A 14,819-nucleotide genomic window follows, 5' to 3' on the forward strand; every position below is an offset into this window, starting at 1 on the left:
GCCTGGGTCGCGGCCGGGGCGGCGGGTTCGGGCTTGGCGCAGGCGGCCACGGCGGCGGCGACGGCCAGGGGCAGCAGCAGGTGGCGGGGGCGGACGGTCATGGCGGAACTCCCTGGCGGCGTGGGGCGGGCGCGGCGGACGCGCGCAATCCGGCGATGATGGACCCGGCCGCGGCCGCGGGAGGGTGTCTTCAGTCACGTGGGGTGGCGGCCGGCTTTGCCCTTGCGGTGGTTTTGCGCGCGCCGGGCCCTGGCTTTTGTGGGAGGGGCTTCAGCCCCGATGCTGTTTTTTCAGATGGCCGCGACCTGAGACAAAAGCATCGGGGCTGAAGCCCCTCCCGCAAAAGCTGAAGCCTTGCCCGCGAGCGCCCGAACCCGGCAAGAGCCCGGGAAACCGCCGTGTTAATTTCAGCCCACGCTGCGGCCCCTCGCCGCGCACAGGAGTCGTATCCGATGCGAGTGCATTTCCACGGCGCGGCCGGCGAGGTCACCGGCTCGCTGCACGAAGTCGAAGCCGCCGGCCATCGCCTGCTGCTGGACTGCGGCATGATCCAGGGCAGCCCCGAGGCCGAGCGCCGCAACCTCGATCCGTTCGGCTTCGACCCCGCCGCGCTCGACGCGCTGGTGATCAGCCACGCCCACATCGACCACATCGGCCGCGTGCCGCTGCTGCTCAAGCGCGGCTTCCGCGGCGAGATCCACGCCCAGGAAGCCACCGCCGACCTGATGCGGATCATGCTGCTGGATTCGGCCTCCATCGCCGAAAGCGAGGCCGAGCGCGACAACCGCAAGCGCCGCGCCGGCGAGCCGGAAGCGCAGCCGCTGTACACCCGCGACGACGTCGAAGCGACGATGCGGCGGGTGCGTCCGCTGCGCTACGGCAGCGCGCGCGAGATCCTGCCGGGCGTGCAGGTGACCTTCCGCGAAGCCGGCCACATCCTGGGTTCGTCGGCGGTGGAGGTGCGCGCCGAAGGCCGCACGCTGGTGTTCTCCGGCGACCTCGGCCCGAAGGGCACGCCGATCCTGCGCGATCCCGAACCCATCGCCGCCGCCGACCTGGTGCTGATGGAGTCGACCTACGGCGACCGCCTGCACAAGGACCGCGCCGAGACCATTCTCGAACTCGGCCGCATCCTCGACGCGGCCTGGAACGACGGCGGCAACGTGCTGATACCCGCGTTCGCGGTCGGCCGCAGCCAGGAGCTGCTGTACTGGTTCGCCAAGTACTGGGACGAGTGGAAGCTCTCGCGCTGGAAGATCTTCCTCGACAGCCCGATGGCGGCGAAAGTGGTCGCCGTCTACGACCGCCACACCGATCTGTTCGACGAAGACGCGGTGGCGGTGTGGAAGGAAAAGCCCAACCCGTTCGACCTGCCCAACCTGCGCCTGACCGAATCGGCGCAGGACTCGATGGCGATCAACGCCGTCGAGCGCGGCGCGATCGTCATCGCCGGTTCCGGCATGGCCAACGCCGGCCGCATCCTGCACCACTTCCGCCAGAACCTGGACAAGCCGCAGACCCACGTGGTGTTCGTCGGCTACCAGGCCGAGGGCACGATCGGCCGGCGCCTGGTCGAGGGCGCGCAATGGGTGCGCATCCACGGCCGCGACATCCGCGCCCGCGCCCAGCGCCACACCATCGGCGGGCTGTCGGCGCACACCGACCAGCACGGGCTGATCGAGTGGTACGGGCAGATCGCCGGGCATCCGCCGTTGGCGCTGGTGCACGGCGAGGACAAGGCGCGCGAGGCGCTGGCCGGGGAGATCGGCGAACGTTACGGCGTCAAGGCGGTGCTGGCCCGACCGGGATTGACCCTGCAGGTTTGATCCGGCGCCGCAGGCGCCGAAAGAGAGGACGGCATGGACGACGGCGTGGACGACGGCGCGAAGCGTCGCAACGGCAAACCCCGGCGGTGGACGCGCTGGGCGTGGGTGTGTTCGCTGCTTCTCATCGTCCCGGCCGGATTGCTCGCGGTGGCGATAAGCCTGGGCTGCTGCCGGGGTTGCGACTACCCGGACTACCGCTCCCTGACCAAGGCGCAAGTCGTCGCTCTGGGCGCGAAAGTGGCCGCATTCCGCGACGACAACGGACGGATGCCCGCTACGTTGCGCGACTTGCTGCGCGCCGACGGACAAGGGCCGTATGCCCGTGAGGCCGAACTGGTGGATGCATGGGGCCGGCCGTTCTACTACCGCGTCGCGGGCAACGGGCCCGATTACCTGATCTTCTCGTTGGGCAGCGACGGACGCCTGGGCGGCGAGGGTGCCGCCTCCGATCAACAGTACGTCTCGTCCCGGCCGGAGCCTTGAAGCCCAGGCCGCGCCGCGTCGTACCATGGCGCCATCGCGCGGCGCGCCGCCGCAGCCAGCGCGTCCGGAGACACTAATGACCGATGCCGCGCCCGAAGCCCATCCGAAAGAACGCGTAGGCGCCGCCTTCGACGCCGAGGCGATGCTGCGCGCGCGCGAGTTGACCTGGCAGGCGGTCGAGCGCATCCGCGCGCAGATCGTGCCGGGCATGCGCGAGTCGCAGGCGCGCGAGCTCGGCCAGCGCACCCTGGTCGAACTCGGCATGGGCCGGATCTGGCACCCGCTGCTGATCCGCTTCGGCGCCAACACCCTCAAGACCTTCCGCGAGCGCTCCGACGGCGATCCGGAACTGGGCGCGAACGACATCTACTTCATCGACATGGGCGTGGTCTGGGACGGCCACGAGGGCGATTCGAGCGACACCTTCGTGGTCGGCGACGACGCCGACATGCACGCCTGCGCCGCCGCCGCGCGCGCGTTGTTCGAAGAAGTGCGCGCGCGCTGGCGCAGCGACGGCGCCAGCGGGCCGCAGCTGTATCGCTACGCCCAGGACCGCGCCGAGGCGATGGGCTGGCGGCTCAACCTCGACATCCAGGGCCACCGGGTCAGCGACTTCCCGCACGCGGTGTACCGCGCCGGCGACCTGGGCGAATTCGAAGGCACGCCGGCGGCGGGCTTGTGGATCCTGGAGATCCAGATCGCCCACCCGCAGCGGCCGTTCGGGGCGTTCTACGAGGATTTGCTGGTCTGACCCGGCGCGGCAGGAGCCACGTCGGGAATGCGAGATCGCCTAGCCAAGGAGCGACGATGAGCGCACGGATCCGGAAAGTTGCGGTGGCCGCGGTATCGATCGCCGCGTTGGGGCTTTCGACGTTTGTGGCGTTGCGCATCGTCGGCGGAACCCGTTGCACGATTCACGGCCGCGTGGAAGCGCAGATGCGCATGCTCGGCGAAAAGATCCGCATCTATCGTTGCGATACGGGCCATCTTCCCGCAACGCTGCAAGCGCTGACCGAGCCCACGCCGTTGGGCCCGTACGCGAACGACTACGAACTGCGCGACGGCTGGGGCCGCTTGATGCATTACGAAGCCGACGCGCGACAACAGCGCTTCGGCTTGTTTTCGCTCGGCCGGGACGGCCTGCCCGGCGGAGACGGGGCCGACGCGGACATCGTCTTCGAAGGCAGCCAGGCGCCGTTGAGCCGGGCGGAATGGTACCGCCGCGGCCAGCCGGTGGAATCCTTCGATTGCCGCCCGTATCGGTCGTCGGCGCCCGAATCGCTGGCGCTGAGCCATCTCAAGGCGGCACGGCAGCGCGACGGTCGTTCGGGCGATCCGGGCGTTCCTGGCGATCCGGGAAAGTCCGGCGAAGGCGGATGCGCTCGCGACAAAACGCCCCAAAAACGCTGAGCGAGCGCGTGTGGGTACGAACGCCTGGTAAGCGCTCAAAGAAAACCCCACCGGCGAACGGTGGGGTCGATGCCGCGCACGTATCGGGCCCGGGGTTGGGCCCGATCCGAAGCCGCGATCAGAAACGCTGACGATACTTGAAGTAGAAGAACCGGCCCGGGACGTCGTACTGCGGGTCGAAGTTGTTGGCGAACGCGTTCTGCGCCAAAGGCGGTTCCTTGGCGAAGAGATTGTTCACGCCGACCGCGACGGTGGCGTTCCACGGCGTGTCGTAGCGGACTTGGACGTCGTGGTAAGTCGTTGCCGGCAGCCGGTTCTTCATCCGCTGCGGATCCGAGCAGAACTGCTTGAAGTCCGCGCGGCAGTCTTCGCGCAGCCCGGACTTGTAGCGCAGGCCCCAGTTGACGCCGAGCTGGTTCTTGCTCCAGTCCAGGGACAGATTCGAGCGGATGCGCCAGTACGGATCGGAAGCGAGATAGGTTCCGTTGCGATGATCCGGCTTGGACTTGGCGTCGGCCATGAAGTCCCAGCGCGAGGTGTAGCTGCTGTCCCAGGTCAGGGCGAAGCGTCCGAAGCGGGTTTCCGGCAGTCGATAGTTGACCGTCACGTCGTAGCCCTCGACCACGAATTGCGCGGCGTTGATCGGGCGCAGCTGAATGTCGGTGATGAGGCCCGAACGGCCGGGGTAGTTGGGATCGCGGGTGATCAGAGCGCAGTAGAAGCTTTGTTCGTCGGCGCTGCCGGTATAGCACTTGTCCACGATGGTCTGAGCGGTCGGAGAGTTGATCGCGCTCTCGATTTCGATGCGATACCAGTCCACCGACAGATCCAGCCCCGGCGCCCACTGCGGGCTGTAGACGAAGCCGAGGGTCTTGCTGGTCGAGGTCTCCGGCTTCAGCTTGGGATTGCCGCCGAGGGTGAACGGCTCGGTGGTCTGCGGATTGGGGCCGGAGCCGGGCTGGCGGAAGTTGGCGGGCGCGCCGTCGGCCAGGCACTTGGCGTCGACGCGGGGATCGGCGCGGCGTCCGGTGTGGGTGGAGCACGGATCCGCGTAGCGCACGAAGCTGTCGGCGTCGCCGCGGAACATATCGGTGATGCTCGGCGCGCGGAAGCCCTGGGCCCAGTTGCCGCGGATCAACAGGTCGTCGATCGGCTTCCAGCGGAAGCCGAACTTGCTGTTGAGGGTGTCGCCGAAGCTGCTGTAGTCGGAGCGGCGGGTGGCCAGCGAAAAATCCAGCAGGCGCGCGAACGGCAGATCCTTGAGCAGCGGAACCGCGAGCTCCAGGTAAAGTTCCTTGAGCGAATACCCGCCGCTGGTCGGCTGCGAAGCGTTGCCGGTGCTCAGCCCCGCGGCGGTGAACGCATCGGGCACGAACGAGCCGCTTTCGGAACGGTATTCGTAGCCCGCGGCCACCGACAGCGGGCCGGCCGGCAATTCGAACAAGTCGCCGCTGATGTTGAGGGTATAGCCCTTGGAGACCTGTCGGGTGCTGTCCTGGGCGGTGAACTTGGCCATGTCGACCGCCGCCTGGCTGATCGAACCTTCCGCGCCCAGCGGATCGATCGGCACGCAGTTGTCGACAATCGCCGTCGCGGTGCCGCAACGCGCGCGGCCGGAGGCGTCGAAGAACGACGGGCCGTAGGCCTTGCGCAGCCGGTCGAGATTGTAGAGGCCGAAGGTCTGGTCGTTCTGATCGGTGCGGTCGTAGCGGTAACCCGCGTCCCAGTCGAAGCGGCGCTCGCCGAACGCCAGTTCCCCTTCCAGGCCGGCGTAGAAGTGATAGGTCTTGGCGTCCTGGTTGAACGAGCGCGAGCCGCCCTCGAGGAACCGGCGGTTGACGTTGCGCAGGTCGCGCGCGTCGGCCGCGCCCTTGGTCGGGTTATAGACGCTGTTTTTGTCCAGCACCATGCCGGTGACCGGCATGGGCGCCAGCAGTTGCTCGGACAGGCGCTGGTTGTAGAACATCTCGCCGCGGAACGAGAGCGTCTGGCTGATATCGTAGCGGCCCTGCGCGAACAGGGAGGTGCGCTCCTGCGGGGTCAACAGGTAGTTGAACGGAGCGGTGTTGATGCCGTGCAGGTCGGGGTTGTAGGGGATCGGCTGGCGCCCGGCGTCGAGAACATACTGCTTGTTGTCCTTCGGATCGATAAAGCTGCCGGGCACGCCGGTGAGGCTGAACCCCGAGTTGAACGGAGGGCCGCCGCTGGAGATTTCGCGGTCGCCCGCCATCACCGGATCTTCCTTGACGTAGGCGGCGCCGACCAGCACCGAGCCGCGCTCGCCGCTTTGGCCGATGGTGAAGTCGTAGCTTTCGCGCATGCCGTCGCCCTGGCCGAACTGCCCCAGATAGGCGCCGGCTTCGGCGCCGTCGAAATCGCCGCGAGTGACGATGTTGACGACGCCGGCGATGGCGTCGGAGCCGTAAAGCGTCGAAGCGCCGTCCTTCAGCACTTCGATGCGCTCGATGATCGCGGTCGGGATGCTGTTGAGATCGACGTTGCCGCCCAGGCCGGTGCCCCAACGACGGCCGTTGACCAGCACCAGGGTGCGGCTGCTGCCCAGGTTGCGCAGGCTCACCGTCGACTCGCCGTCGTTGCCGTTGTTGACCGTGCTGTTCAAGCCGGCGCCATTGGTGGAGATGCGTTGCAGCACGTCGGCGACGGAGGTCAGGCCCTGCTTTTCGATGTCCGCGCGGCTGACCTGAAGCACCGGTTGCGAGGTTTCCAGGTCGGAGCGCTTGATGCGCGAGCCGATCACTTCGAGCCGGTCGAGATTGGTGGTCTTGCCCGAGTCGGCCGGAGCCTCCTGGGCCAGCGCCGGCGTAGCTGCCGCGGCGAGCGCGATAGCGATATGCAGCGGCAGCGCGGCCCGTGCGGCGGCGGGATGAAGTGCGGTACTCATGCTGGCGGAACTCCCTGAAAAGTTAGCGGCGCGTTAAAGCCGAGGTAAAGCTACGGCGACCGCTGTCTGCGGCTGTTAGGTCGCGCCGGCTTTACGCTTGATTTTTCTTGGCGCTTGAATTGACGCGGTACTCGCTTGCGGTGCAATCCATGTGCTGTCGGAAACGGCGCGCGAAGCTGCACGGCGAGTCGAAGCCGCAGTCGTGACTGATCTCTATGATCGACAGGTCGGTTTCCGCGAGCAGCCGGCAAGCATGGTCGATGCGCAGCGACAAGGCATAAGACTTGAGCGTCTGGCCGTAGACGTGGCGGAATGTCTTGGAAAGCCACCACGGCGAGTAGCTGGTGAACTGAGCCAGTTCCTCCAGGCTGACCGCGCGATGCACATTTCCGCGCAGGTAAAGACGCATTCTTTGCAGACGGGAGAACACCTGGCGCTGCCGGCTCCTGCGCCGTCCGGGACAGCGCGCCAGCCGCTGTTCCAGTTCCGGTTGCGCATCCCGGATGCTGGCCAGAAGCCGCCGCAGCGTCTGCGCGGATTCGCGGCTGTCGTCGGCGACGACGCCGGCGCAGCGCCGCCAGGTATCGTCCAGCTGGCGGCAGCGCGCAGGCGCGAACGAGCCTTCGCCGGGATGGACTTCGATGCGCCATTGCTGCTCGATCTGGCGCAGCAGCGGCGGCGATACGCTCAGTCCGATCAACAAGGAATCCGCATCGGTATCGATGCATGGCGCGCTGTCGTGGTCGAAGGTCAGCCATTGGTCGGGCAGCAGAAGCAGCCGGCCTTCGCGGCTTTCTATGCGCGATCGTCCGCGCAATTGCAGCCAGAATGACGCGGCGTTGGGCTGGATGCGCGGATTGTCGACGCCATCGCTGCGATACAGCTGATAAGGCGCGGCTTCGTGTGCCGTCGCCGCGCCGGCGTGGTCGGCGACGGCCGGGCTAGAGGTGGAAGAAGGATGAGTGATCGGTTCGATCGGCATGAGCGCCCAGAGTCCATTGCGCACTCGCGGCGCGAGGCGAGCGGCGCCTTCGATCTTGGTCGGCGGGTCCGCTGCCGTTTCCAATCGAGATACGGCGCGACCTGCGGACATGGCGAGTCGCGTCTGCGGACGATGTTCGTCGGCGCGGACAGAGGCGATAAAAAAATACGAAAAATATGCGCGAAGGACGATGCGTGGATAGAAAATTTATGCCGCAATCCAGCAGCATGGCGACATCCCGCGTGCGCATCCGCATCCGCAATCGACATCTACATGAGCATCCTGATCCTGCACGGCCGCCATCCCGCCTGCGCGCCGCTGCCCGCGAATTTCCTGCTGGAACTGCGCCGCCTGGCGCAAGCGGTCGGCCGCAATCTCGAACTGCGTCCCTGCGCCAGCGTGCGCGAACTGGTCGGCAGCCTGCGCGCCGCGCGCCGCCGCAGCAGCGAATTCGTGCTGCTGGATCCGGGCGAGCTGACGCCGCAAGCGCTGGCCGAACCCGAACCGCTGCGACAGGCGCTCGGCGAGCTGCCCAGCGCCTACATCGAAGTGCACGAACGCAGCGCCACCACGCTCGACGACCGCTTGCGCGCGCACGCCGCGCCGCTGGCGACCATCGTCATCAACGGCGACCTGGCGGCGAGCTACCGCATCGCGCTGGGGATCGCGCTGCGGCGGCTGGGGCGAGGTTGAAGGCCTACGGCGCGGTCCCTTCCTCCCGCGCCAGCCACCGCTGCATGGCATGGCGGAAGCGCGCGTTCTGCCGTTGCTGGCGCACGTATTCCTGATCGAGCGCGCGATACAGCGACCACATCACCAGCGCCAGCAGCAGCGCGAACGGCAGCGCGGCGACGGTGATCGCGCCCTGCAGCGCGTCCAGGCCGCCGGCCAGCAGCAGGGTCACCGCGATCAGCGCCTGGATCGCGCCCCACACCGCGCGCCGCCACAGCGGCGGGTCGTCGCGGTCGGGGCTGGACATGCTGGCCAGCACCAGGGTGGCCGAGTCGGCCGAGGTGACGAAGAAGATCATCAACAGCGCGATCGCGGCGATCGCCAGCATGCGCGCCCACGGCAGGCTGTCGAGCAGCGAGAACAGCACCTGCTCGTAACCTTGCGCCAGCGCGCCGGTGAGGTCGGTGCCGGCGAACATCTGCGCCCACAGCGCGGTGCCGCCGAAGGTCGCGAACCAGACGAAGCTCATCAGCGACGGCACCAGCACCACCCCGAACACGAATTCGCGGATGCGCCGGCCGCGCGAGATGCGGGCGATGAAGCTGCCCACGAACGGCGCCCAGGCGATCCACCAGGCCCAGTAGAAGATCGTCCATTCGCCGACCCACGGATCGCGCGAGAACGGCGCCATGCGCAGGCTCATGTTCGGCAACTGGTTGATGTAGCCGCCCAGCGTGGTGGTCAGCGTCTCGAACACGAACGCGGTCGGACCGGCGACCAATACGAACGCGAGCAGCAACGCCGCCAGCGCGAGATTGAGATTGCTCAGCCATTTGATGCCGCGGTGCAGGCCGGTGAGGGTCGAGGCCATGTACAGCACGAACGCCACCGCGACCACGCACAGCTGCAATGCCGGGGTGACTTGCAGGCCGAACACGCGCGACAGTCCCGCGCTGATCTGGATGGTGCCGAAGCCGAGGGTGGTGGCCACGCCGATCGCGGTGGCGACCACCGCGGCGACGTCGATCAACTGCCCGGGCCAGCGCCGGTGCCAGCGGCCGATCAGCGGCTGCAGCAGGTCGCTGATCTGGCCGCGGCCGTTGCGGTTGAACTGGAACCACGCCATCGCCAGGCCGACCAGGGCGTAGATCGCCCACGGGTGCAGGCCCCAATGGAAAAACACATAGCGCATCGACGCGCGCGCGGCCTGCATGCTCTGCGGCGCCAGGCCTTCGGGCGGATGCTGATAATGCGAGATCGGCTCGGCCGCGCCCCAGAACACCAGGCCGATGCCCATGCCGGCGGCGAACAGCATCGACAGCCAGCTGGTGCGCGAGAACTCCGGCTCGGCGTCGTCGCCGCCGATGCGCAGGTCGGCGAAGCGGCCGAGCGAAAGATAGACCAGGAACAACAGCGCGGCGAACACCACCAGCAAGTACAGCCAGCCGGCCTTGGCCACGGTGAGCGCCAGCGCGTGCTGGGCGGCGGCGTTGAATTCCTGCGGGATCAGCGCACCGGCGGCGACCAGGGCGGCGAGCAGGACGATGGACAATCGGAAAACCAAAGGGGCTCTCTCCATGCGGGCGCGCGAGGCTCGCCGTGACGAAGGCATCGCGCGCAGGGCGCCGCCGCGCGCAGCGCGCAAGAGCGGACGGATACGGTCCGGCGCCCGCGAACGCGGGCGCAGCCGACTGAGGCGGCGATGAGGGACCGACGGAGGCGTTCCGCGACGCGAGCCATGGCCGCGGCGGTGGCGGCGCAAGCGGACGCGAGGGTCCGGTGCGAGATGCGGAACCCGGCGATTGTAGCAAACGCCGGGTTTTCGGCCTTCACATCGCCGAGACCGCGTAGCGCCGCAAGGGCTCGTGGCTTCTGTAGGAGGGCCTTCAGGCCCGATGCCTTTGTTTCAGATCGAAGAGAACTGACCCGAAAGCATCGGGCCTGAAGGCCCTCCTACAACTTCCTTGGCTCCGCGTCGATCTGCGTGTTTGCGAACCCGGATCGCGCGATCAGTGCGCCGGCGCAGCGTTGTCGCGCCGCAGCGCCGCGGTTTCCCAGCCGGCGACGATCACGAACACCGCCGTCGTCGCAGCCCCTAGCGCCAGCGCCGACAAATGCAGCGGCCCGGCCGCGAACCACAGCGCGATCAGCAGCGCCAACCCGCCCATGTGCGACAGCGGCGGGAACTTGCGCGTGTTCGTCACCCACTTGAACAGCGCGCAGCCCAGCAGGTACAGCGCCGGCCCGCCGACGATGGCGGCGATGCCGGCGGCGTCGGCGTGGGCGGGGTGCACCAGCACCAGTTCGTCGGCGACGGCGCAGACGATGATGCCGCCGACGATGGGCAGGTGCAGGTAGGTGTAGGCCAGCCGCGCCTGCCGCGCGGCGTCGCCGCCGTGGACGATGCGGTGTTCGCCGCGCGCCGCGCCGCTGTCGAAATAGATCCACCACATCGCCACGCTGCCGAGGAAGGCGATCACGAACGCGGCCAGCGTGGTCGGGTTCCAGTCGAGCTTGGCGTAGGTGGCGCCGGTGATCAGGATCGATTCGCCCAGCGCGATGATGACGAACAGGCCGCAGCGCTCGGACAGGTGGCCGCCTTCGATGTCCCAGTCGCTCAGCGTGGAGCGGCCCAGGCCGGGCACGCGGAAGAACGCGATCGGGCCGAGGTATTCGATCGCGACCGCGGCCAGCCACCACCCCAGCCGCGCCTCGGGTTCGGCCAGGCCGCCGAGCAGCCAGAACACCGCCGACACGCTGAGCCAGATCGCGATGCGCACGAAATTGCGGAAATTGCCGGGGCTGCGGCCGCCGCGCAGCGCCCACAGCATGAACAAGGTGCGGCCGACCTGCATCGCGGCGAAGGTCGCGCCGTAGGCCAGGCCGCGTTCGGCGAAGGCGTGCGGCAGCGAGGACGACAGCAGCAGGCCGCCGAGCATCAGCGCGAAGATCATCAGCCGCACCGGCACCTTCTCCGGGTCGAGCCAGTTGGTGACCCACGAGGTGTAGATCCACAGCCACCACACGCCCAGGAACAGCAGGCCGGTGCGCAGCGCGCCGGCGAGGTCGAGGTGTTCGAGCAGGGTGTGCGAGAGCTGGGTGACGGCGAACACGAACACCAGGTCGAAGAACAGCTCGGCGAAGCCGACCTTGGCGTGGCCTTCGCGGGTGCGCAGCAGGCTGGGGCGGGTGGTGGTCATGGTCGGTGCGGGTCGGGGCGGAGGCGCGGACAGACTAGCGCGATCGTTCGCGCAGGCGGTGTGGAGAGCAGGGCGGATGGCGGCGGGCGGCGGTGGCGCGGCTGCGGTTGCTGTAGGAGAGCCTTGTTGTGGGAGGGGCCTTATGTTGCTGTGAGCGTGCCTTGAGTTGCTGTGGGCGGGCCTTCAGGCCCGAGGCGCTTGTTGCCGATCGCCGCGACCGGGCCGGAAGGCTTCGGGCCTGAAGGCCCTCCTGCCACCTCGCACCTCTCGCAACCGCCGTAGCTTCAGGGCTTGGCCAGGCGCCACCACAACAGCGCGGCCACGGCGGCCGGCACGGCGTAGATGACCAGGAAGATCGGCAACTCCTCGCCGACCGAGTAGCCGGCCCGGGCGACGCCGATGTACATGTTGATCGCGGCGCCGACGAACCACAGCGGCAGGAAGGCCTTGATCGCCAGGATCAGCGGCGCCGCGCCGGGGCCGCCGAAGCCGCGGCCGGCGAGCAGGCACAGCGCCAGCAGGACGAAGCCGCCGAGGATGACGAGGACGGTATGCATGCGGTTTCCCCTGGGTTGTGGGTGTGCGTGGATTCGTCGGTGTGTCTTGCGGATCGTCGCTGTGTCGCGTGGCTGCGGCTCGATGGTTCCGCCAAAGTCCCCTCCGTCGCCGCCTTGATGGCAGCGAAAGCCCCGTGCCGTCATTCCGACGAAAGCCTCTGCCGTCATTCCGGCAAAAGTCCCCGCCGTCATTCCAACGAAAGCCTCCACCGTCATTCCGGCGAAAGTCCCCTACCGTCATTCCGGCGAAAGCCCCCAACCGTCATTCCGGCGCGAGCCCCCCCTACCGTCATTCCGGCGAAAGCCGGAATCCATTTTGCTGTTGCTGGTGCCCTCCCCGGCGAAGCCGGCGCGAAGCAAGATCAAAATGGATTCCGGCTTTCGCCGTAATGACGACAGAGCGGGCGAACCGGAGCATCGGAACCCTTCGGTCGCGCTCCCATCCGACCCTGCCGCTTCGAACATCGCGCCCATCTTTCGATTTCGCGCGTGCAAGCCACGTGCACACCGGCCCGCGCCGCGCGGTACCCGCCAAACACCGGCGGCGGAGCGCTTGCGCCCCGCCGCCGATACCGTCGCCGCCGACCGCGCCGACCTCAGCGCGTGGTGTAACCGCCGTTGGCGAAGATCGTCTGCCCGGTGATCCACCAACCGTCGGTGACCAGGAATTTCACCAGCGGCGCGATGTCCTGAATCTCGGTCAGACCGCTCTTGGTGCGGTTGCTCAGCGCCGCGGCGGTGGCGTGGTAGGCCGCCGATTCCTTGGACTCGGCCGGGTAGAAGAACGGCGTGTCCATCGGTCCCGGGCCGACCGCGTTGACCGAGATGCCGCGCTCGCCGAACTCCTTCGACGCGGCGCGGGTGAAGTGCTCGATCGGCGCCTTGCTGCCCGGATACACCGCGTAGAACGGCGTATACGCGGCCAGCAGCGAGCTGACGATGGTGCAGATGTTGCCGTCGTCGGCGAGCTTTTTGCCGGCTTCCTGGATGAAGAAGAACGCGGCCTTGGAATTCACTGCGAACATGGTGTCGTACTCGGCCTCGGTCACCTCCACCAGCGGCTTCTTGATGACCATGCCGGTGGTGTTGATGGCGATGTCGAGCTTGCCGAACTTCGCCTTGGCCGCGTCGAACAGCTTGGCCACTTCGGCCGGCCGGGTCAGGTCGCCCTGGTGGGCGAAGGCGTCGGCACCCGCGGCCCGGACCGCGGCGACGGTTTCCTCGGCCGCGGCGCGGGTGGCGTCGGAGTTGTAGTGCACGGCGATGCCGGCGGCGCCGCCTCGGGCGAGTTCGCGCGAGATCAGGCCGCCGAGGTTCTTGGCGCCGCCGCCGATGACGACGTGCTTGCCGGTGAGGGAACGGTCGGGCATGGGGAAACTCCTTGGGGGTGAGGGACGGGGAAATCAGTGGCCGACGATGCGCGGCGCGCGGATGCGCGGGCCGTTCGCGGCGGACACGAAGCGGCCGTCGCCGCGACGCCGCGGGCGCGCGGTACAGGCGGCTGAACGCGCCGGCGGCCGGACGCAGGTGGGGCGGGAAGGGCAGGGGGCGTGCATGCAGAACACGTGGCCTTGACGCATTTGTGCGCGAGGTCATGTTTACATCGGCGCAGGCCCCGTCCGCTTTCAACATGTCCAAGCCACTGTCAATTTCTCCAGCCGACGGCGAGGCCGAACGCGCCGCGCTGAACGGCGCGGCGGCGCTGGGCGGGGCGGCCGGGCGCGGCTGGTCCGGCGCGCGCCGGATCGAGCGCCGGCAGCAGGTCGAACTCGGCCCCGGCCTGCAGTTCGCGTTCGCCACCGAGAACATCGCCCTGCCCACGCAGTGGACGCTGGAGCACGCGCAGCACACCCTGATCGTCCATCTCGACGGCCCGATGCGCCGGCTGGAAACCCGCATCGACGGCCTCGGCCGCCTGCGCGCCGCGCCCGCGGCCGGCGACTGGTGGCTGATCCCGGCCGGGCGCCGCTACCTCGGCCGCGCGCTCGGCGGCGAGATCGCCTATGCCGAACTCACGGTGGACCCGGCCGGCTTCGCCGCGTCCGTGCCGGGCGCGGGCGACGGCGCCGGACTGGCGGCGCGGATGAAGCAGCGCGACCCGTTCGTGCACGGCCTGGCCGCGCGCCTGGCGCATCTGAGCGGGGCCGGCGACGACCTCGCGGCGATGCTGCGCGAGTCGCTGGGCCAGGCGCTGTACCTGCACCTGCTGCGCGAACACGGCGCCGGCGCGGCGGCGAGCGCCGTGGCGGCGCAGGCGCGCCTGAACGAGGCGGCGCGGCGGCGGGTCGAGGACTACATCCACACCCACCTGGACCGGCGCATCACCCTGGACGAACTGGCGCGGCTGAGCGCGCTGAGCACGCATCAGCTGCTGATCGCGTTCCGGCATGCGTTCGGCATGACCCCGATCCAGTACGTGCTGGCGCAGCGCCTGCTGCGGGTCTGCCGGCGCCTGCGCGACAGCGCCGACGACATCGCCACCATCGCGGTGGAGAACGGGTTCTCCAGCCACAGCCATCTGTCGGCGGTGTTCAAGAAGCGCTATGGGCTGACGCCGAGGGCGTTTCGTTCGCAGGGGTGAGGTTGCGCGGCGTCTGTTTCGAGTTCGCGGCGCTTCGGTCACTTCGTCATCCCCGCGAAGGCGGGGGTCCGGAGACTTCAGAGCCACGCAACGGTGAAGCCCTGGATGCCCGCCTCCGCGGGCATGACGGTTAGGGGGTATGTGGCGTCTCCTCCCAGTTCGCGGCACCTCTCTCACCCCGTCATCCCCGCGAAGGCGGGGATCCA

At 68.5% G+C, this 14,819-nt stretch carries 13 protein-coding genes and 1 pseudogene; 7 read left to right on the forward strand and 7 right to left on the reverse strand.

The features are described from left to right. Window positions 1-194 precede the first annotated feature (194 nt). Window positions 195-287 (reverse strand): annotated as a pseudogene (locus A7A76_RS26730) (hypothetical protein); the annotation flags it as partial. A 165-nt stretch (window positions 288-452) separates the two neighbouring features. Between A7A76_RS26730 and A7A76_RS15675 the strand changes: the two are divergent. The 4 genes from A7A76_RS15675 to A7A76_RS15690 all read left to right on the forward strand — a co-directional run bounded on the left by A7A76_RS15675 (window position 453) and on the right by A7A76_RS15690 (window position 3,719). Continuing rightward, entirely contained in the window at window positions 453-1,826 is a 1,374-nt protein-coding gene (locus A7A76_RS15675) for an MBL fold metallo-hydrolase (RefSeq protein ID WP_206412059.1), read from the forward strand. 33 nt (window positions 1,827-1,859) lie between these two features. Beyond that, window positions 1,860-2,309 (forward strand): type II secretion system protein GspG, encoded by a 450-nt coding sequence (locus A7A76_RS15680; protein WP_206412060.1) that lies wholly within the window; start codon window positions 1,860-1,862, stop codon window positions 2,307-2,309. 76 nt (window positions 2,310-2,385) lie between these two features. After that, window positions 2,386-3,060, forward strand: a complete 675-nt coding sequence (locus A7A76_RS15685; RefSeq protein ID WP_241200970.1) for a M24 family metallopeptidase — start codon at window positions 2,386-2,388, stop codon at window positions 3,058-3,060. A 56-nt stretch (window positions 3,061-3,116) separates the two neighbouring features. Beyond that, window positions 3,117-3,719 carry a type II secretion system protein GspG gene (locus tag A7A76_RS15690; protein ID WP_206412061.1) on the forward strand — a complete coding sequence of 201 codons (603 nt, stop codon included), beginning with the start codon at window positions 3,117-3,119 and terminating at the stop codon, window positions 3,717-3,719. A 118-nt stretch (window positions 3,720-3,837) separates the two neighbouring features. Here A7A76_RS15690 and A7A76_RS15695 read toward each other — a convergent pair whose 3' ends face one another. Further along, a complete protein-coding gene (locus A7A76_RS15695) occupies window positions 3,838-6,621 on the reverse strand; it encodes a TonB-dependent receptor (RefSeq protein WP_206412062.1) in 2,784 nt (927 codons plus the stop codon). A 91-nt stretch (window positions 6,622-6,712) separates the two neighbouring features. Then, a complete protein-coding gene (locus tag A7A76_RS15700; protein ID WP_206412063.1) occupies window positions 6,713-7,714 on the reverse strand; it encodes a helix-turn-helix transcriptional regulator in 1,002 nt (333 codons plus the stop codon). 162 nt (window positions 7,715-7,876) lie between these two features. Here A7A76_RS15700 and A7A76_RS15705 point away from each other — a divergent pair, with 162 nt between their 5' ends. Then, the gene (locus A7A76_RS15705; protein WP_206412064.1) at window positions 7,877-8,296 is read left to right on the forward strand and encodes a hypothetical protein; all 420 of its coding nucleotides are present in this window, start codon (window positions 7,877-7,879) and stop codon (window positions 8,294-8,296) included. A 4-nt stretch (window positions 8,297-8,300) separates the two neighbouring features. Here the strand turns inward: A7A76_RS15705 and A7A76_RS15710 are convergent, their stop codons facing one another. Next, window positions 8,301-9,839 carry a BCCT family transporter gene (locus tag A7A76_RS15710; protein WP_206412065.1) on the reverse strand — a complete coding sequence of 513 codons (1,539 nt, stop codon included), beginning with the start codon at window positions 9,837-9,839 and terminating at the stop codon, window positions 8,301-8,303. A 445-nt stretch (window positions 9,840-10,284) separates the two neighbouring features. Further along, window positions 10,285-11,475: a low temperature requirement protein A gene (locus tag A7A76_RS15715; RefSeq protein WP_206412066.1), complete on the reverse strand. Its 1,191-nt coding sequence runs from the start codon at window positions 11,473-11,475 to the stop codon at window positions 10,285-10,287. A 171-nt stretch (window positions 11,476-11,646) separates the two neighbouring features. On the opposite strand from A7A76_RS15715, the gene A7A76_RS26735 reads away from it, so the two are divergent. Next, window positions 11,647-11,757, forward strand: a complete 111-nt coding sequence (locus A7A76_RS26735; RefSeq protein WP_428995168.1) for a DUF6053 domain-containing protein — start codon at window positions 11,647-11,649, stop codon at window positions 11,755-11,757. Between the two features lie 2 nt (window positions 11,758-11,759). Here A7A76_RS26735 and A7A76_RS15720 read toward each other — a convergent pair whose 3' ends face one another. Both A7A76_RS15720 and A7A76_RS15725 read right to left on the reverse strand, forming a co-directional pair. Continuing rightward, window positions 11,760-12,032 carry a hypothetical protein gene (locus A7A76_RS15720; RefSeq protein ID WP_206412067.1) on the reverse strand — a complete coding sequence of 91 codons (273 nt, stop codon included), beginning with the start codon at window positions 12,030-12,032 and terminating at the stop codon, window positions 11,760-11,762. A 596-nt stretch (window positions 12,033-12,628) separates the two neighbouring features. Further along, entirely contained in the window at window positions 12,629-13,402 is a 774-nt protein-coding gene (locus A7A76_RS15725; RefSeq protein ID WP_206412068.1) for an SDR family oxidoreductase, read from the reverse strand. 260 nt (window positions 13,403-13,662) lie between these two features. Here A7A76_RS15725 and A7A76_RS15730 point away from each other — a divergent pair, with 260 nt between their 5' ends. Then, window positions 13,663-14,613 (forward strand): AraC family transcriptional regulator, encoded by a 951-nt coding sequence (locus A7A76_RS15730; protein ID WP_206412069.1) that lies wholly within the window; start codon window positions 13,663-13,665, stop codon window positions 14,611-14,613. Window positions 14,614-14,819 lie beyond the last annotated feature (206 nt).

Source organism: Lysobacter enzymogenes (assembly GCF_017168095.1).
Lineage (GTDB): Bacteria > Pseudomonadota > Gammaproteobacteria > Xanthomonadales > Xanthomonadaceae > Lysobacter > Lysobacter enzymogenes_D.